At 63.9% G+C, this 17258-nt stretch carries 20 protein-coding genes; 2 read left to right on the top strand and 18 right to left on the bottom strand.

Features of this window, described 5'->3' with window-relative positions:
* The 6 genes from ACFOYU_RS06860 to pobA form a co-directional block, all read right to left on the bottom strand.
* The gene (locus ACFOYU_RS06860) at nt 1-735 is read right to left on the bottom strand and encodes an N-acetylmannosamine-6-phosphate 2-epimerase (RefSeq protein ID WP_377032996.1); all 735 of its coding nucleotides are present in this window, start codon (nt 733-735) and stop codon (nt 1-3) included.
* Between the two features lie 9 nt (nt 736-744).
* Nucleotides 745-1599, bottom strand: a complete 855-nt coding sequence (locus ACFOYU_RS06855; protein ID WP_226742118.1) for a carbohydrate ABC transporter permease — start codon at nt 1597-1599, stop codon at nt 745-747.
* Nucleotides 1596-2528 carry a carbohydrate ABC transporter permease gene (locus ACFOYU_RS06850; protein ID WP_377032995.1) on the bottom strand — a complete coding sequence of 311 codons (933 nt, stop codon included), beginning with the start codon at nt 2526-2528 and terminating at the stop codon, nt 1596-1598. The genes ACFOYU_RS06855 and ACFOYU_RS06850 overlap by 4 nt, the downstream gene beginning before the upstream one ends.
* A gap of 60 nt (nt 2529-2588) precedes the next feature.
* On the bottom strand, nt 2589-3836 hold the full coding sequence (locus ACFOYU_RS06845; protein ID WP_377032994.1) for an extracellular solute-binding protein: 1248 nt from the start codon (nt 3834-3836) through the stop codon (nt 2589-2591).
* 76 nt (nt 3837-3912) lie between these two features.
* On the bottom strand, nt 3913-4785 hold the full coding sequence (locus ACFOYU_RS06840; protein ID WP_377032993.1) for a hypothetical protein: 873 nt from the start codon (nt 4783-4785) through the stop codon (nt 3913-3915).
* 96 nt (nt 4786-4881) lie between these two features.
* Nucleotides 4882-6051, bottom strand: coding sequence for a 4-hydroxybenzoate 3-monooxygenase (gene pobA / locus ACFOYU_RS06835; RefSeq protein WP_377032992.1), 1170 nt, complete (start codon nt 6049-6051; stop codon nt 4882-4884).
* A 142-nt stretch (nt 6052-6193) separates the two neighbouring features.
* Here pobA and ACFOYU_RS06830 point away from each other — a divergent pair, with 142 nt between their 5' ends.
* Together ACFOYU_RS06830 and ACFOYU_RS06825 are read left to right on the top strand one after the other, a co-directional pair.
* Nucleotides 6194-7078 carry a helix-turn-helix domain-containing protein gene (locus ACFOYU_RS06830; RefSeq protein WP_377032991.1) on the top strand — a complete coding sequence of 295 codons (885 nt, stop codon included), beginning with the start codon at nt 6194-6196 and terminating at the stop codon, nt 7076-7078.
* A 47-nt stretch (nt 7079-7125) separates the two neighbouring features.
* Nucleotides 7126-7293 (top strand): hypothetical protein, encoded by a 168-nt coding sequence (locus ACFOYU_RS06825; protein WP_377032990.1) that lies wholly within the window; start codon nt 7126-7128, stop codon nt 7291-7293.
* A gap of 8 nt (nt 7294-7301) precedes the next feature.
* Here ACFOYU_RS06825 and ACFOYU_RS06820 read toward each other — a convergent pair whose 3' ends face one another.
* The 12 genes from ACFOYU_RS06820 to ACFOYU_RS06765 are packed head-to-tail and all read right to left on the bottom strand — an operon-like array spanning nt 7302 to nt 17186.
* The gene (locus ACFOYU_RS06820; protein WP_377032989.1) at nt 7302-8357 is read right to left on the bottom strand and encodes a 3-carboxy-cis,cis-muconate cycloisomerase; all 1056 of its coding nucleotides are present in this window, start codon (nt 8355-8357) and stop codon (nt 7302-7304) included.
* Between the two features lie 21 nt (nt 8358-8378).
* Entirely contained in the window at nt 8379-9584 is a 1206-nt protein-coding gene (gene pcaF, locus ACFOYU_RS06815; RefSeq protein ID WP_377032988.1) for a 3-oxoadipyl-CoA thiolase, read from the bottom strand.
* Nucleotides 9585-9586: 2 nt separating this feature from the next.
* The gene (locus tag ACFOYU_RS06810; RefSeq protein WP_377032987.1) at nt 9587-10366 is read right to left on the bottom strand and encodes a CoA-transferase subunit beta; all 780 of its coding nucleotides are present in this window, start codon (nt 10364-10366) and stop codon (nt 9587-9589) included.
* Nucleotides 10367-10377: 11 nt separating this feature from the next.
* Nucleotides 10378-11223 (bottom strand): CoA transferase subunit A, encoded by an 846-nt coding sequence (locus ACFOYU_RS06805; protein ID WP_377032986.1) that lies wholly within the window; start codon nt 11221-11223, stop codon nt 10378-10380.
* A 20-nt stretch (nt 11224-11243) separates the two neighbouring features.
* Nucleotides 11244-11870, bottom strand: coding sequence for a protocatechuate 3,4-dioxygenase subunit alpha (gene pcaG / locus ACFOYU_RS06800; RefSeq protein WP_226742107.1), 627 nt, complete (start codon nt 11868-11870; stop codon nt 11244-11246).
* On the bottom strand, nt 11870-12595 hold the full coding sequence (gene pcaH, locus ACFOYU_RS06795) for a protocatechuate 3,4-dioxygenase subunit beta (protein ID WP_226742106.1): 726 nt from the start codon (nt 12593-12595) through the stop codon (nt 11870-11872). Before pcaH ends, pcaG begins: the two co-directional genes overlap by 1 nt.
* A 57-nt stretch (nt 12596-12652) precedes the next feature.
* Nucleotides 12653-13054 (bottom strand): 4-carboxymuconolactone decarboxylase, encoded by a 402-nt coding sequence (gene pcaC / locus ACFOYU_RS06790; protein ID WP_377032985.1) that lies wholly within the window; start codon nt 13052-13054, stop codon nt 12653-12655.
* Nucleotides 13047-13841, bottom strand: coding sequence for a 3-oxoadipate enol-lactonase (gene pcaD / locus ACFOYU_RS06785; protein ID WP_377032984.1), 795 nt, complete (start codon nt 13839-13841; stop codon nt 13047-13049). Before pcaD ends, pcaC begins: the two co-directional genes overlap by 8 nt.
* 8 nt (nt 13842-13849) lie before the next feature.
* Nucleotides 13850-14566, bottom strand: coding sequence for an ABC transporter ATP-binding protein (locus tag ACFOYU_RS06780; RefSeq protein WP_226742103.1), 717 nt, complete (start codon nt 14564-14566; stop codon nt 13850-13852).
* Entirely contained in the window at nt 14547-15311 is a 765-nt protein-coding gene (locus ACFOYU_RS06775) for an ABC transporter ATP-binding protein (RefSeq protein WP_377032983.1), read from the bottom strand. The genes ACFOYU_RS06780 and ACFOYU_RS06775 overlap by 20 nt, the downstream gene beginning before the upstream one ends.
* Complete coding sequence (locus ACFOYU_RS06770; RefSeq protein ID WP_377032982.1) at nt 15308-16312, bottom strand: branched-chain amino acid ABC transporter permease; 1005 nt, start codon at nt 16310-16312, stop codon at nt 15308-15310. The genes ACFOYU_RS06775 and ACFOYU_RS06770 overlap by 4 nt, the downstream gene beginning before the upstream one ends.
* A gap of 10 nt (nt 16313-16322) precedes the next feature.
* Nucleotides 16323-17186, bottom strand: coding sequence for a branched-chain amino acid ABC transporter permease (locus ACFOYU_RS06765; RefSeq protein WP_377032981.1), 864 nt, complete (start codon nt 17184-17186; stop codon nt 16323-16325).
* Nucleotides 17187-17258 lie beyond the last annotated feature (72 nt).

The following is a 17258-nucleotide window of genomic DNA, read 5'->3' as shown; positions in this document are numbered from 1 at the left end:
TCAAACTCCGTCCTGTGACAGATGGGCTCTCCCTCCGGGAGGTGCCGATGTTCCGTTGTCTGCCCAGAACTCGGCGGCCTGGGCGAATTTCTTGGTGATCTCGCGCGGATTGGTGATCGCGGTTCCGACCACCACCGCATGAGCGCCACGCTCGAAGGCGGCCGTGACCAGATCGGGCGTGTCGAAGCGCCCCTCTGCGATCACCGGGACCGGCACAGCGCCGACAAGGGCCGACAGGAGGTCCAGATCCGGACCTGCGGCCCTTCTCTCGATGGTCTCGTCCGTATAGCCGGACAGAGTCGTGGCGACGTAGGTTGCCCCATAGGCATGAGCCGCCCGCCCCTCTTCCAGCGTTGCGATGTCGGCGAAAACCTCTCTGCCGAGTTCGCCGCGAATCCGCGCGATCAGACGCTCGACGGACTCGCCGTTGCGCGGACGCGGCGTGGCATCGATGCCGATGACGTCGGCGCCAGCCCGGGCGACCGCGGCCGCATTCTCGAAATCCGGCGTGATGTAGACCGGATAACGGTCATCCCAGACCTTCGAGATTCCGATGATCGGCAGCCGCGTCACGGCACGGATCGCCGCCACGTCGTCGGGTCCGTTGGCGCGGATGGCCCTTGCGCCGCCGGCCTCCGCCGCACGGGCCATGGCGGCCATGTGAACAGGCCCATGAAGCGGGTTGTCGGCGCGGGCCTGACACGAAACGACGAGCGCACCTTTCGGAATCAGCACGTTCGTCTCCTACTTGACCGCGCCGGCGGTCATACCCTGGATGAACTGACGGGACAGGGCGATGTAGAGGAGCGTGATGGGAGCGGCCGCGATGGTGAGGCCGGCGAACAGCATGCCCCAATCCGTGGTGTACTCGCCCATGAAGGTGGTAAGCCCCTGCGGCAGGGTCTTGTAGTCGTCCGTCTGAATGAACACGAGCGGGAAGAAGAAGTCGTTCCAGATCGGCACCGCATTCTGGATAGCCGCAATCGCCATGGGCGGGCGGGCCAGGGGCAGCATGACCGACCACATGATGCGCGGCTCCGATGCCCCGTCGATGCGGGCGGCATCCTCGAGCTCGGACGGAAGCGAGCGCAGGAAGCCCGCCATGATGAACACCGCCGACGGAAGGCCGATGGCGGTATAGGTGACGATCAGGCTCCAGCGGCTGTCGAGGAGATTCAGGTCGCGCAGCAGGATGAAGAGCGGGATCACCGCGAGCTTCAAGGGCAGCATCAGGCCTGCCAGGAAGAACAGCAGGATGAAGGTGTTGGTGCGCGACTCGTAGCGGGCTACCGCATAGCCCGCCATGGTGCCGAGAACGAGGATCAGAACGATCGAGGTTCCGGTCACGATGATGGAGTTCACGAAGTAGGTCGGCATGGACGTTTCGCCGAGAACCCGCGTGAAATTCTGAACCTGCGTGAAATCGGGCAGCGCGAAGGGATGTTCGAAGATCTCGCCCGTGGACTTGAAGGCCGAGAAGACCATGACCACGACCGGGTAGAGCATGATGAACGAGTTCATGATCAGAATGATCTGAGCCAGGAACGCGAACGAGATGGGCCTCGGCGGAGCCGGGGAATACATGGCCTTGGTGGTCAAAACTGGATCTCCCGGCGGCGCAGCCAAAGCGTGAGCATCGAGGCGAAGACTACGATGAAGAGGAAGATCACCGTGGCGAGCGCGGAGCCTTGGCCGAAATTCTGGATGCTGGCGCTCTGATTGCCGAAGGCGGTTCGGTAGAACACGAGACCCAGCACGTCGGTCGAACCGAAGGGCGAACCGTCGAGGCCGGCCATGACGTACGGGATCTCGAACCAGTTGAAGGCTCCGATGAAGAGCAGGGTGAAGAGGATGGTGGTGCTCGGCGCGACGAGCGGCCAGATCACGTTCTTGAGCAACTGCCATTCGTTGGTGCCGTCGAGACGTGCGGCCTCGATGATCTCGGAGGGAATGCGCTGCATGCCCGCGAGATAGACGAGCGTCGGAAAGCCTATGAAATGCCAGGCATTGGCCAGGATCAGCGCGCCCAGCGCGGTCGAGGAATCGCCGAGCCAGGGCTTGGCCCAGGAATCGAGGCCCAGCGCATAAAGCGCCTGGTTCACGATGCCGAAATTCGGATTGAGAAAAAGCTTCCAGAGAAAACCGACGATGATGGTCGAAAGCACGACGGGCACGAAGACCGCCAGGCGGTGGAAGCGGAAACCGAACGGCTCCTTGTAGAGAAGCCAGGCGAGGAGGAACCCGCCGCCGTTCTGGATGATCATCAGCGCGACGAGGGCGTAGACATTGTGCAGGAAGGCGTTCCACACGACCGGCGCCATGGTGGGCCCGAAGAGGACCTCCCTGAAGTTCTCCAGTCCGACGAACTCGCCGCGCGCCAGCCCCTGCCACTCGTAGAAGGCATAGGCGAAAGCCGACAGGATGGGATAGACCACGAAGAGCGACATGAAGACCACGGGCGGCACGATGAGGAATGCCACCCAGCTGCGATGCTTCAGGGTCCGGGCCTGCTTGGGAGAGACGGGCATGGGAAAACTCTCATGGAAAGAGCGGCGGGCTTCATCGCCCGCCGCTCCCCTGTCGAAGCCTTACTTCTGGAACGGCTTGTAGTAGGTCGCGATGCCCTTGTTGATCTCGGCGGCAGCCTGTTCGGGCGTCTGCTGACCGGCGAGCATCTTCTGCACGTTGGACTGCAGGAGCACCGAACCGCTCGGCTCCTGATAGCGGAAGCGCACGAGCATCAGATAGGACATGGCCCCTTCCGCCAGCTTCGCGATGCCTTGAGTCAACGGGTCCTCGATCTTGATGCCCTTGATCGGAGACAGGTTCTTCAACTCGTTGGTGAAGAGCGTGCCGTATTCGGGGGTGGCGAGGAAGCGCACGAACTTGATCGCGGCATCCTTCTTGTCCGTCTTCGCATTCACGGCATAGCCGCCGTCATAGTAGCGGGCCACCAAGCGCTCGTCGCTGGGCTTTTCCACCGGAGAGGCGAACACGCCGAGTTCGAGGGTCGGGTTCTGCTTCTTGAAATTCGCCACCTCGAAGGAACCGCCCGCGAACATGGCCGCGCGGCCGGCCACGAAGAGCTGCTGCGAGGAGGCGTAATCGACGCCTGTGAAGTTCGGCGCGAAATACTGGCTGATATCCTTGAGCTTGGCCAACGCGTTGACGAAACGCGGATCGGTGAAGTTGGCCTTGCCGGAAACGATGTCCTCCTCGAACTGTTTGCCGAGCATGGAGGAGAGCAGTGCAGCAACGATGGTCTCGTTCTGCCACGCCGTAGACGTGCCGTTCGCAAACGGGGTGATGTTCTTGGATTTGAGGGTCTGGGCGAGCTTCATCATCTCGTCCCAGGTCTGGGGCGGCTGGACGCCCGCATCCTTGAAGATCTTGTTATTGTAGATCACCAGCATCGTCTGGGTGGCGAAAGGCACCGCATAGACCTTGCCGTCCGCGCGCAGCGTCTCGGCGGCGAGCGCCGCATCCGGGAAGTTCGCCAGTTCCGGAACGGTCTGCTTGTCGAGGGCGAGCAGGTAGCCCGGAGTCGCAATCGTCTCCAGGTTGCCGTAGGCGCGAACCTGGATCACGTCCGGTCCGCGTCCAGCGGCGAGCGCCGTGGAGAGGATCGTCTGATAGTTCTCAGGAGCGAAGGTCTCGAACTTCACCGAGATATCGGGTTCCTTCTCCTGGAACTTCTTGATGATGTCGTTGTAGAAAGCCTTGTCTTCCTGCCGCCAGCTCCAGAAGGTCAGCTCCGTCTTGGCCATGGCGGCGCCCGCCGAGAGCAGATAGCCGCCTGCGGCCACACCGAGCAGAAGTCGTCTTGTCAGTTTCATCTTGAGTTCCCTCTTCATTGAAGTCTCGTCCTCCCTCCGCAAAGCCCGTCCCGGGGACGGATCTTGCGGAATCCCTTCAGCCGTATGGTTCGGCCGCGATCACGAGAACCGTAGCATCATCGTGGATTTTGACACGAGGGTAGACGCCCGCCTTGGGGTCGCTCCGCTCCAGTTCACGCAACTCCTGCATCAAATCCTCGCCTTCGCCCGCGGCAAGGCGGGCATGAAGGGAGGCATCGGAATAGGCCCCGAACACGTCGACAAGCCGCATGAAGCCGTCCGTCGCGAGGACGATGGGCTCATCCGGAGCAGCCTCCGTCTCGAACCTCAATTCCCGACCCGCCCAGGGACGGGTCGGATGCACGACCCAGTAGCCTTCGGGACGATTGAGCTGTTCGCGGTTCTCGAGGATCTGCCGTCTGACGGCTTCGGGAATCTGTCCCGGCTCATGCCCTCCAGGGGCGAGCGCTGCCAGCGTGCGCCGCTCGAACGGCTTCGCCCGCTCGTCCGTCCACCGGACCACACCGTTCGCGGAGGAAACCAGAGCGACCACATCGCCCAGAAATCCGCCCTCCAGGAGAATCTTTCCGTTTGCCCTTGCGCAAACCCTCAGAAGGCCGAGGCACGCCGAGGGACCATGCCCCTCGCTATCGGCTGTCTGAACGGCCTCCTCGGCGAAGGCGTCCCTGACGCCTGTTTCAAGCCAATCGAATACCTCCCCCACATCTGCGGATGAGGCGACGCCACCGAGTTTCTGCCCGATCGTGCGGGCGAGCCAGGCGGCATCGGTCGCCCCGGCGGTCAGCCGCCCGCCGGAGAGGCCTGTCGCCCCGTCGATGATCCAGGCATAGGATCCGTGCAGCCCGGCCTCGTCCTCGTTGATGCGGGAGCCAGGCAAGGACTGCCGGTACAGCGACCGGAAGCGGGATTGAGGGCGAGTATCGTTCACGCCCTAACTGGTCTCATATTGGTCGCGCTCTGTCCATACTGGTCTCAAGCGCTGTTCACACCCTGCCTCCGGCTTCGGGAGGCGCGCGACTGCGCCTTAGAAGGGGAGCCCGGTGTAGTTCTCGGCCAGGGACCGGGACGCCGCCTCGGAGCTGACGAGATAGTCGAACTCGGTTCTCTGCATCCTGCGCCCGAAAGCATCCGTATCCGGGAAGGTATGGAGGATCGAGGTCATCCACCAGGAGAAGCGTTCCGCCTTCCACACCCTGGCGAGGGCCCGGGCGGAATAGGCGTCGATCCCGGCGGACGAACGCTCTTCATAATATTCGATCAACGCTTCGGCGAGATAGCGGACGTCGCTGGCTGCAAGATTCAGGCCCTTCGCTCCGGTCGGGGGCACGATGTGAGCGGCATCGCCGGCAAGGAAAAGGTGGCCGAACCGGAGGGGCTCGGCCACGAAGCTCCTCAGGGGAGCGATCGACTTCTCGATCGACGGGCCGGTCAGGAGCCTGCCGGCGGTCTCGTCGTTCAGGCGGCGGCGCAGTTCGTCCCAGAAGCGGTCGTCGGACCAATCCTCGACCTTCTCATCCGTCGAGACCTGCACATAGTAACGGCTGCGGGTGGGAGAGCGCATGGAGCAGAGCGCGAAGCCGCGGCTGTGGTGGGCGTAGATCAATTCGTCCGCAACCGGCGGCCGGTCGACGAGAATGCCGAGCCAGCCGAAGGGATAGACCCGTTCAAACGTCCTGAGCGCAGTCTCCGGAACGCTGGCACGGGACACCCCGTGGTAGCCGTCGCATCCGGCGATGAAATCGCACGAGATTTCGTGCTCTGTTCCATCCTTCAGGTAGCTGACCCGCGGCTTGTCACCGTCGAAATCGTGGAGGGCGACGTTCTCGGCCTCGTAGATCGTCGTCGCGCCCGCAGCATCGCGGGCCTGCATCAGGTCGCGCGTGACCTCCGTCTGCCCGTAGACCATGACCGTCCGTCCGACGAGTTCACGAAAGTCGAAGCGGTGCGCGTCTCCATCGAAGGAGAGCTCGACCCCATCGCGGATCAGGCCCTCCGCCTGCATTCTCCCGCTGACGCCTGCCTGCTCCAGCAGCTCGACGGTTCCCTGTTCGAGAACGCCGGCACGGATGCGGCCCAGCACGTAATCCCGGCTGCGGCGCTCCAGGATGACGGTCTCGATGCCCTGGTTTTCGAGCAGATGCCCCAGCAGAAGGCCAGCCGGGCCGGCGCCGATGATGACAACCTTGGTGCGCATGCGTCTCCTCCCGGCGGCTCAGGCCGCATCTCATATGGCAGGAAGATGCGCGGGAGACCTCCATCGGCCAATGGACAATCCGCGCAAAGACCAGGACAATTCGAACATCTCACTCCGAATTTCCCAGGACCGGCGCTTTTCGATGGCAGGCATTCCAACCTACTCACTCTATGGAGAATTCAAGGAGGATACGCAGTCGGACTGGATCCATTGCGAAACGATCCAGGCGCGCAGCCGCTTGCACAATTACGAGATCCAGCCGCACCGGCACGAAAGCCTTTTCCAGATCCTCCACCTGGAACGCGGCCAAGCGGAACTCGTCCTCGACGGGAGGCGCAACCGTCTCGATGCCCCCTGCATCGTCACATTGCCCGCCATGGTGGTGCACGGCTACACATTCTCGCCCGATGTGGAAGGTACCGTGCTGACCCTGTTCGAGGGACGTCTGCCCCATGTCCTTCGATCCGCAGGCGGAACCGAGAACAGCTTCCGCGAGGTGCAGCTCCTGCCGCTGTCCGAGCACCCGACGATGGCCCGGTCCATCGCTGCAGACATTGCGGAAATCGCTACCGAATTCGAGGCTCAGGCCCCATGCCGCCTCGGAGCGATCGAGGCCCGCCTTGCGCTTGTGCTCATCGCAGTCCATCGAATGAGCGGCCTAGCGCTCCAAACCTCCCATGGCCCAGGCAGCCGGTCGCTCCAGCACGCCCTGCGCTTCCGCCAACTCGTCGATCAGGATTATCGCACCCATCAGCCCCTCGACACCTACGCCCGCAGGCTCGGCGTCACCTCGACCCACCTCAACCGCATCTGCCGGGAGCATCTCGGCGACACGGCCTTGGGCATCATCCACCAGCGGATCGTCATCGAGGCGAAACGGTACCTGACCTTCAGCTCCCTGAGCGCCAAGGAGATCGCACTGGCACTGGCATTCGACGACCCGGCCTACTTCACGCGTTTCTTCAAAAATCGCACCGGTCTTTCGCCGCTCGAATTCCGCCATCGCCAGCGAAGCACGGCGGCCTGAACCGTCCCGCCCCTCCCCGCGTTCCCCAGGAGTTGAGGAGAATGCCGATGGCTGACACGGAACGGAAAAATCCCGGCGACGAGGATGTGCCTGGGACAGCGCAGACCGGCGACGACATCTGCCCGACCTGCAATGGCTCCGGCGAGGTCGGGCGTAAAGCCTGTCCGGATTGCGGCGGCAGCGGGAAAATCACCGTGATCGTCGGCGACGCCTGACGCGCCGGCTATCTTCCGGCTTCCGACGGCAGGAACGTGAGTCCCTCGATGAGCCCCCGGGCCATGTTCAGGCCTGCCCCGCACGCCACCAGCATCTGAGGCAGCACGAGCCATTCAAGGGTCCAGGCGGCTCCCGAGCGCTCGTTCTCGTGGACGAGGGCCTGATGGAGCGTGCCGAGCAGGCCTGCATTGAAGCGGGCGAGCGTGACGAGCACCTCGGCGGGAACCGGGTTGGACTTGTGAGGCATGGCGGACGAGCCTCCGCCAACTGCGAGGCGCACCTCTCTCACCTCGTTCTGCGCCATCAGGGCAACGTCCTGTCCGATCTTGCCCAAAGTTCCCGAAAGGAGAGAGAGCCAGGAGGCGAACTCGCCGATCCGATCCCGCTGCGAATGCCACGCGGGAACGGAGCCGAGTCCGAGCTGCCTCGCCATGGCGTCGGCAACCGCAGCGCCATGCCCCTTCAGCTCGGCGCGGGTGCCGACCGGACCGCCGAGCTGAAGCACCAGCAGACGCGGCATGAGCGCCTGCAGCGTCTCCCGATGCCTTTCGAGGGGGCCGAGCCAGGTCTCGATCTTGTCGGCGGCCGTGAAGGGCAGAGCCTGCTGCATCCGCGTATGGGCCATGAGACGCACGGCACCGTCGCGAACCTTGAGCACCTGCATCGCCTGGATGAGATGTTCGAGACGGCGCAGGTACAACTCCGTGATGTTTTTGAGCCGCAGGACCAGAGCCGTGTCGATGACGTCCTGGCTCGTCGCCCCCACATGCACCGATTTCGCATGAGGCTCGCCGACTGCGGAACGCAGCTGCCTCACGAACTCGGGAACGACAACGCCATCCTGAGCCAGCCCACGCGACAGTCCCTTCCAATCCGGCTCGAATGCGGCGCAGATTTCCGAGATCCGGACCGCCGCCCCTCGTTCGATGAGACCGACCTCCGCCTCCGCCGAAGCCAGGGCCGCTTCCACCCGAAGCATGGCCCGGAGCTCGGCCTCACCGGAAAGAAGCGCCTCGATCTCGTCGTCTCCGACGAGGGATTGGAGCAGGGAGGACGGTTGCATGGGCGCGATCATAGACGAAGCTTAGACAGCCTCGAGGGCGATGGAAATGCCCTGCCCCACACCCACACACATGGTCGCCAATGCGCGCTTCTTCCCCTTGAGCTTCAGCTCGAGTGCGGCCGTGCCGGTGATGCGTGCGCCGGACATGCCGAGCGGATGCCCCAGGGCGATGGCTCCGCCATTGGGATTCACGTGATCCGCATCCTCCGGGATGCCCAGGTCGCGCAGAACGGCGATACCCTGACTGGCGAAGGCTTCGTTCAGCTCGATCACATCGAAATCCGAGGGCTTGAGCCCGAGGCGGGCGCAGAGCTTCTTCGTGGACGGCGCCGGACCGATCCCCATGATGCGTGGCGGGACACCGGCGGTGGCCCCGCCGACGACACGCGCAATCGGTTCGAGACCGAATCTCCTCATGGCCTCCTCCGAGGCGACGATCAGCGCGGCAGCGCCGTCGTTCACGCCGGATGCGTTGCCCGCGGTCACCGATCCGTCCTTGCGGAACGGCGTCGAGAGCTTGGCGAGGCCTTCCAGGGTCGTGTCGCCACGGGGATGCTCGTCCCTGTCGACGATCACCGGATCCCCTTTTCGCCGAGGGATTGTGACCGGCACGATTTCCTTGGCAAGACGCCCGTTCTCCTGCGCCGCAGCAGCTTTCTTCTGCGAGCGCAGCGCAAAAGCATCCTGGTCGGCGCGCGAGATCTGGAACTCTTCGGCCACGTTCTCGCCGGTCTCCGGCATCGAGTCGATGCCGTACTGGCTCTTCATCAGCGGATTGACGAAGCGCCAGCCGATGGTGGTGTCGTAAATCTCGGTGGCTCGGGAGAAAGCCGCGTCGGCCTTCGGCATGACGAAAGGCGCACGGGACATGGACTCGACACCGCCCGCTATCATCAGATCCGCTTCGCCCGCCTTGATGGCCCGTGCCGCCGCAATGACCGCATCCATGCCCGACCCGCACAACCGGTTGATGGTCGTGCCCGAGACGGAGCCGGGCAGGCCTGCAAGAAGCACCGCCATGCGGGCAACGTTGCGGTTGTCCTCCCCTGCCTGATTGGCGCAACCATAGATCACGTCGTCGACCGCCTCGAAATCGACGTTCGGATAGCGCTCCATCAAGGCCTTCAGCGGGACGGCGCCGAGATCGTCGGCACGAACGCTCGAGAGCGAACCGGCATAACGACCAATGGGAGTGCGCACATAGGCGCAGATATAAGCCTCGCGCATCCTCAGGCTCCCTTCTTGCCGCCATGGGCCTTTTCCGTGCGCGCCTGCAGCTCGCGCAGGGTCGTGAGCTCGAGCTCTGTCGGCGGAGGCGTTTCCTCGACATCGTCGGCGAAGCGAACCTTCCAGCCGCAGGTCTCCTGAACCTGCTCACGCGTCACGCCGGGATGCATCGACACGACGGTGAACTCCTTCGTCTCCGGATCGGGCTTCCAAACGGCCAGATCCGTGATCAGCAGCGTCGGGCCCTTGGTCGTGATGCCGAGACGCTCGCGGTGATCGCCGCCCTCCCCATGGCCGAAGGACGTGTAGAAGTCGATCTTCTCCACCATGCCGCGGGTGGACTGCTTCATGGTGATGTAGACCTCCTTGCAGGAGGTCGCGATTTCGGGGGCTCCGCCGCCCCCTGGTAGGCGCACCTTCGGGTGCTGGTAATCGCCGATGACGGTGGTGTTGATGTTGCCGAAGCGGTCGAGCTGCGCCGCTCCCAGGAAGCCGATGGAGATGCGCCCGCCCTGAAGCCAATAGCGGAACATCTCGGGCACCGACACGGTCGACACCGCCGTCTCGCACAGCACGCCGTCGCCGATGGAAAGCGGAAGCACCTCGGGAGCCGTGCCGATGGTGCCGCTCTCATAGATCAGGGTGATGTCGGGCGCGTGGGTCAGCCGCGCCACGTTGCAGGCGGCCGAGGGAGCGCCGATCCCGACGAAGCACACATCCTCGCTGGTAAGGGCGCGGGCGGCCGCGATGGTCATCATCTCGTTAGGGGTGAAACCGTTCATGGCTCTATCTCTCACAATCCCTGCACGCGAGCGGCGAAGACCTCTGGCCCCACAGCAAGCACGTTCTCGCTCATCCACTGGGTGAACAGATCCCGGTCGGCGGAGATCTTGTCCCATTCGAGATAGGCGGCGTTGTCACGATCATAATAGCCGTGGGCGTAGGACGGGTGCGCGCCACCCGGCACATGCACGACGGAGGTCACGGTCCAATGAGGAAGGATGCACAGGTTCGGGTGCATCCCGTCGAAATCCTCCACGATCTCCTCGACGGTCACCACGGCGCGCTTGGCGGCCAGGACCGCCTCCTTCTGCACGCCGACGATGCCTTCGATGAGGATGTCCCCGCGCCTGCTGGCCTTCTGCGCATGGATGAAGGCGACATCCGGCCGGTGGGCGGGCACAGCTGCCAACTGCTCGCCGGTGAAGGGACAGGTCACGCTCTTGATGGAGGGGTTGACCTCCTTGAGACCGGCACCGAGATAGCCCCGAAACACGGCGCAGGGCAGCCCGGCGGCGCCAGCCTCGTAGGCGTTGGCCATGGCGGCATGACTGTGCTCTTCCGTTTCGATGGAGCGCGGCCAGCCGTTCTCGATGGCGTCGCGCATCCGGCGCAGGAGACCGACGCCCGGATTGCCCGCGTAGGAGAAGATCACCTTCTTGACGAGCCCCATGCCGACCATCTGATCGTAGATGATGTCAGGGGTCATGCGGATCAGCGTGAGGTCCTTGCGCCCCTGGCGGATGACCTCGTGGGCCGCGGCATGGGGAATGAGGTGTGTGAAACCCTCGAAGGCGACCGTATCGCCGTCGCACAGGTTCTCGGCGACGGCTTCCTGCAGGCTTTGAAACTTGGCCATAGTACGCTTTCAGATGACGATCAGATATCGAAGAACACGGTTTCCTTCTCACCCTGCAGATGGATGTCGAAGGTGTAGGTCGGCAACCCGTTCTCCTCGCCGCGAGTGGCGATCAGCGTGGGCACGCGCGCCTTGTGGGCGATCCTGCCGAGAACCGGGCATTCCGCATTGGCGGCCTCCTCGTCGCTGAAATACATGCGCGTGTGGAGACCGGTATTGATCCCGCGCGCCACGATCCAGAACGTGATGTGAGGCGCCATGAGGCGTCCGTCGCTATAGGGCACGCGGCCGGGCTTGATCGTCTCGAAACGGTACTCGCCCGTCGTGCCGTCGGCCGGTTGGCGTCCCCATCCCACGAAATGCGGGTCGGCGCGTCCGCGCCGCTCCTGCGGGCTGTTGTAGAGCCCCTCCGCATCGGCCTGCCAGATCTCGATGAGCGCGTCCTTGAGAGGATCCCCGGCACCGTCGTAGACGTGCCCCTTGATGATGACGCGCTCCCCCTTCGTCTCGGGAGCCACGAGCACGAGGCCGAGGTCTTCCTTCCAGACCCCCGTGATCTCGACCCAGTTCGGATTGGTGCCGATATGGACGTACGGCCCCGCCGTTTGGGAGGGCGATTCCTTCAAGAATCCGAGTTTCTGGACCATCAGTTCCCCTCCATCCGGTTTTCGAACATGGTCGAGCGGCGGCCGCGCAGAACGATGTCGAACTTGTAGGCGAGCGCATCCATCGGAAGCGTGTTCTGCCGGTCGAGCGCCGCGATCAGCTGCTCGATCCCGGCCTTGTCGGGGATCGTCATCACGATGGGATCCTGCCAGATCATCGGGTCCCCTTCGAAATACATCTGGGTGATCAGCCTCTGTGCGAAGGCGTGGCCGAAGACCGAGAAATGGATGTGGGCCGGCCGCCAGTCGTTGACGCCGTTCGGCCAGGGATAGGCCCCCGGCTTGACGGTTCTGAACCAGTAGCGCCCGTCCTCGTCCGTGATCGTGCGTCCGCAGCCGCCGAAATTCGGATCGATGGCCGCGAGATAGGTTTCCTTCTTGTGCCGGTAGCGGCCGCCGGCATTGGCCTGCCAGAACTCCAGAAGAGCTCCGGGAACGGGGCGGCCATTCTCGTCGAGGACACGGCCATAGACGACGATCCGCTGACCGATCGGGTCTCCGGTCTTTGCGAAGTTACGCAGGAGGTCGTTGTCGAGCGGGCCAATCCTGTCGTGCCCGAAGACAGGGCCCGTCATTTCCGAAATCGTGTTGTCGAGCGACAGGAGCGCCTGCTGCGGCGAGCGGAGCACGGATGTCTTGTAGTTCGGCGTGAAAGCGGGCGGATGCCAGCTCCGGTCGCGATGATAGAAGGGGCCTTGATCAACCATGTTTTCTACCCATTGAAATTGTGCTGAAGCAAAGAACGCAAGCTCGGCTCGCTCCTGCTATCGACCGGCATCCGCTTCCATCTCGGCATAGGCCTTCTTGACGATCTTGAAGGCGTGGTTGGCGGCCGGCACGCCGGCATAGACCGCCACATGCAAAAGCGCCTCCTTGATGTCTTCCTTGGTTGCACCTGTGTTGCGCGTTGCCCGCACATGCATCGCAACCTCCTCGTCCTGGCCGAGAGCGGCGAGAAGGGCGATGGTGACGATCGACCGCTCGCGCCTGGTGAAGCCGGGGCGGGACCAGACCGAACCCCAGGCTCCCTCCGTGATGAAGGTCTGGAAATCCTCGTCGAACTCGGTCATCTGGGCGGTGGCCCGGTCCACATGGGCGTCGCCGAGGACCTGCCGGCGAACCGCCATTCCGGCCTCGAACCGCTCGCTACGCGCTTTCTCAGACAAGTCCCGCCTCCTGAAGGTGTTGACCGATGAGTCTGGACAGCACGACGGGCTGCTCGACGCATGGAATGTGACCTGCCGGCTCGATGAGTTCGAACCGCGCATCTGGAATGAGTTCGGCCGTGCGCCGCACGATGTCGGGCGGCGTGGAGCCGTCCTGGTCTCCGGCGACGCAGAGCGTCGGCACCGCGATCCGGCCCGCATCGGCCGTCAGGTCGGCATCGCGGATGGCCGCGCAGGTACCGGCATAGCCATGGACCGGCGTGCGGACCAGCATGTTGCGCCAGCCTGCGCATTCATCGGCGCGGGAGCGGCGGAATTCGGCGGTGAACCAGCGTTCCAGAACGTTGCCGACAATTGACTCAAGACCGTTCTTCTCGACGGCAGCAATCCGGTCCGCCCAGGTTTCGGACATACCGATCTTGGCCGCCGTGCAGCATAGGGTCAGGGACTGAACGCGATCGGGCACGCGGACCGCCATTCGCTGCGCGATCATGCCGCCCACGGACAATCCCACGAGAGACGCACGCTCCACATTCAAGATGTCGAGAAGCGCGAGGAGATCGTCGACGTGATCGTCCATCGTGTAGGGCGCGGGAGGGGCATCGGACAGGCCGTGGCCGCGCTTGTCGTAGAGAACGACCTGGAAACGGTCGAGGAAAGCCGGCACGACCTCCTGCCAGATCCGGAAGTCGCTGCCCAGGGAGTTCATGAACACGAGGGTGGGACCGCCGGCGCGGCCGAGCACCTGGTGATGGAGGACGATCCCGTTTGCGCGTACGAATGCCATAGCCAACCTCAGTGCAGGGACCCGACGCCGATATAGCGCTCGACCAGGTCGTGATCGGAACGCAGGGTCTCGCTCGTTCCCTGCCAGACGATCCGCCCCCGTTCAAGGATCATGACGGAATCGGCGAAGTCCAGAGCACTCTCGAGCCGCTGCTCCACGAGGAGGATCGTCATCTCGCCGCTCGCCGCAAGTCGCGTGAAGGCGACCATGAGCTCGTCGCAGATGACGGGAGCCAGCCCCTCGAGGGGCTCGTCGAGCAGAAGCACCGACGGGCGCCCGAGAATGGTGCGGGCAGTAGACAGCATCTGCTGCTCGCCGCCGGACAGCTGCCAGCCGAGGTTGCGCCGCCGCTCCTTCAGCCGGGGGAACATGTCGTAGGCTTCCTCGATCACGCTGCGCGGTCGGTCCTTGATGCCGACCAGAAGATTCTCCTCCACCGTTAAGGAGCGGAAAATGTCCCGCGTCTGCGGCACGAGCCCGATGCCCTTCATCGCACGGTCCGAGCTCTTCGCGCCCGAGACGTCGATGCCGTCGATCCTGATCTCCCCGTTGTAGCGGCGGGTCATCCCCATGAGGCTCGCCAGGAGCGTGGTCTTGCCCATGCCGTTTCGGCCCAGGATGGAGAGACGAGACCCTGCGGGAACGGAGAAGGAGAGGTCTTCCAGAACCACGGTCGGGCCGTAGCCGGCACTCAATCCTTCGACTTCAAGCGACGCTGCGGGCATTGGCGTAGTTCCCCAGATAAGCCTCGCGAACCTTTGCGTCGGCCGCGACTTCGGATGGAAGTCCCTCGAAGATGATCTCGCCCGCCGCCAGCACGACCACCCGTTTGGCGAACCGGAAGACGAGATCCATGTCGTGCTCGATCATGAGCACTGCGAGGCTCGGCGGAAGTCGCTCCAGAGCCTGTTCGATGCGCGGCGTTTCGCTCGATGGTACGCCGGCCGCGGGCTCGTCGAGAAGCAGCACCTTGGGCTTGAGCGCGAGCGCAATGCCGATTTCGAGCAGCCGCTGCTGACCGTAGGCGATTTCCCCGACCCTGCGGCGGGCAACCTCTATGAGGCCTAGCGTGCCGAGGATACCCTCGACTTCCTCCGCTACTTCCGAATTGCCGTGGAAGCGGGCGAGGATTCTGGCAGCCTTTCCTTCCCGCTGCAGGATGGTGAGCGTGATATGCTCCTCGGGAGTCATGTCGGAGAAGAGGCGCGTGACCTGGAAGGTGCGCACCAGTCCTTGGCGAACCCTGCGGACGGCACCGAGCTCCGTCACGTCCTCGCCGTGCAGCACGACGCGCCCGGCGCTCGGCCTGATCTGCCCCGTGACAAGGTTGACGAATGTCGTCTTGCCTGCCCCGTTCGGCCCGATCAAAGCAAGCCTTTCGCCGGCCGGCATGGCGAGCGAGATGTTCCGGCTGACGGCGAGGCCGCCGAACGATTTGGAGAGCCCTTCGACGCGGAAGAGATCGCTCATGCTCTTCCTCCCCTATTCCGCTGTCTGGAGGGAAGGACCCTGTCGGCAAGGCCGCTGAGACCGCCCGGCGCCGCCAGCACGACGGCAATCAGCAACGCCCCGACCATCGTCATCCAGTGGAAGGGGTTGATGGCGGAGACCACGTGCTCGAAGCCCATGAAGATAACGGTGCCGACGAGTGCCCCATAGAGGCTTCCCAGGCCGCCGAGAACCAGCATGACCAGAGCATTGGCGGACAACTCGAAGCTGAGGCTGTCCAGTCCGACGACCTGGGTGGAGATTGCCGCCAAAGCGCCGCCGATGCCAGCCACGGCTCCTGAGATGACGAACATCTTGAGCAGAACGGGGAACACGAAGGCTCCCATGGCGCCGATGCGGATCGGATCCTCCTTGATCCCGCGGCACAGCATGCCGAAGGGCGAAGAGACGACGAACTTCAACACGATGAAGATGACGACGAGCAGAGCAAGGCCGAAGAGATAGGCCGTCTGCCCCCAGAGATCGAACTCGAACACACCGAAGAGCGGGCCCACCATCAGGCCGGCGAGTCCATCGCTGCCGCCCGTGTACGCAGAGGCCTTGTTGGCCGCCTCGTGAAAGAGCTGCACGATCGCAATCGAGAGAACGAGTTGCGCCAGACCGTGAGCCCTCAGCATGATCGTCCCCATGAGAAGCCCCGCCACCGCCCCCGCCACGGCTCCGATCAGGATCAGGGTCAACGGCTCGGTCACGCCGTTCACGCAGGCAATCCCGGCAGCATAGGCCCCCGCTCCGAAGAGCGCCGCCTGTCCGAGAGTGGCAACACCGCAATAGCCGACGACGAGATCGATGGAGAGGACAAGGAGCGCCACGGCGATCACGCGGGTGAGAAGCGCCAGATTGTCCGGAAACAACCAGAACCCGGCGAGCCCGGCGGCGATGATCAAGATCACGCCCACCACATCGCGGACGACCCGCGGGCCGGGGATAGGCGCCGCCGCAAGCTTCTCGGTTTGGGCCATGGTCGGCATGCTACTGGGCCTTTCCGAAGAAACCGCGCGGGAAGATGCAGACGATCGCGATGACCGCGGCGTAGAAGAAGAAGTTGCCGAACTCGGGCATGAGATACCGGCCTGTCGTGTCCACGGCGCCGAGCACGAGACATGCGATCACCGCCCCAAGAATGGACCCCGCGCCACCCACGGACACGACCACCAGGAAAGTGACCATGTAGCGAAGAGCGTAATAGGGCTCGATCGGAAGAAACTCCGCCCCCACGACTCCGCCGAAGGCAGCCAGCCCGATCGCGATGGCGAAGCTGACGGCGTAGACGACCTGTGTGCGGACCCCCAGGGCGTCGGCCATGGCGGCATTGTCGACCGTCGCACGCAGCCTGATGCCGAAGGCCGTCCGTTCGATCAGATACCAGAGGCCGGCGGCAACGACGAGCCCGCACGCCATCACGAAGAGCCGGTGGGCTGCAATTGTCTTGAAGCCGACATCGACCGGCTGCGCCAGACTCTCCGGGAGAGGAATGGTCTTCAGGGTCGGCCCGAAGAAGTAGTTGGTGATGCCGATCACGCAGAAGGTGATGCCGATGGTCATCAGCACCTGGGTGAGCTCGGAACTGCCGTAGATGCGTCGGAAAAGGAACCTCTCCAGGGGAATGGAGAGGATGATCGTTCCGATGATCGCGAGGAAGATCGCAATCGCATAACCCAGCCCGAGATCGCGGGCGGCGTAGGAGGCGATGTAGCCGGCGATCATCGCAAAGGCGCCGTGGGCGAGATTGACCACCCGCATCAAGCCCATCGTGAGCGACAGGCCGATGCAGATGATGAAGAGCGCCATGCCGTACGCGAAGGCGTCGATCCCGATGCTGAGGATGGTCTGCATGTGAGCATCTCAATCAGCCGTGAGGCTGAAGATGGGGCGTAAGACGCGGTCTCGGCTGAGACCGCGCTCTCT

The organism is Microvirga sp. GCM10011540 (assembly GCF_042650665.1).
Lineage (GTDB): Bacteria > Pseudomonadota > Alphaproteobacteria > Rhizobiales > Beijerinckiaceae > Microvirga > Microvirga lenta.
Note: the sequence above shows the minus strand (reverse complement) of the source record. Positions and strands in the feature narration are given on the sequence as shown.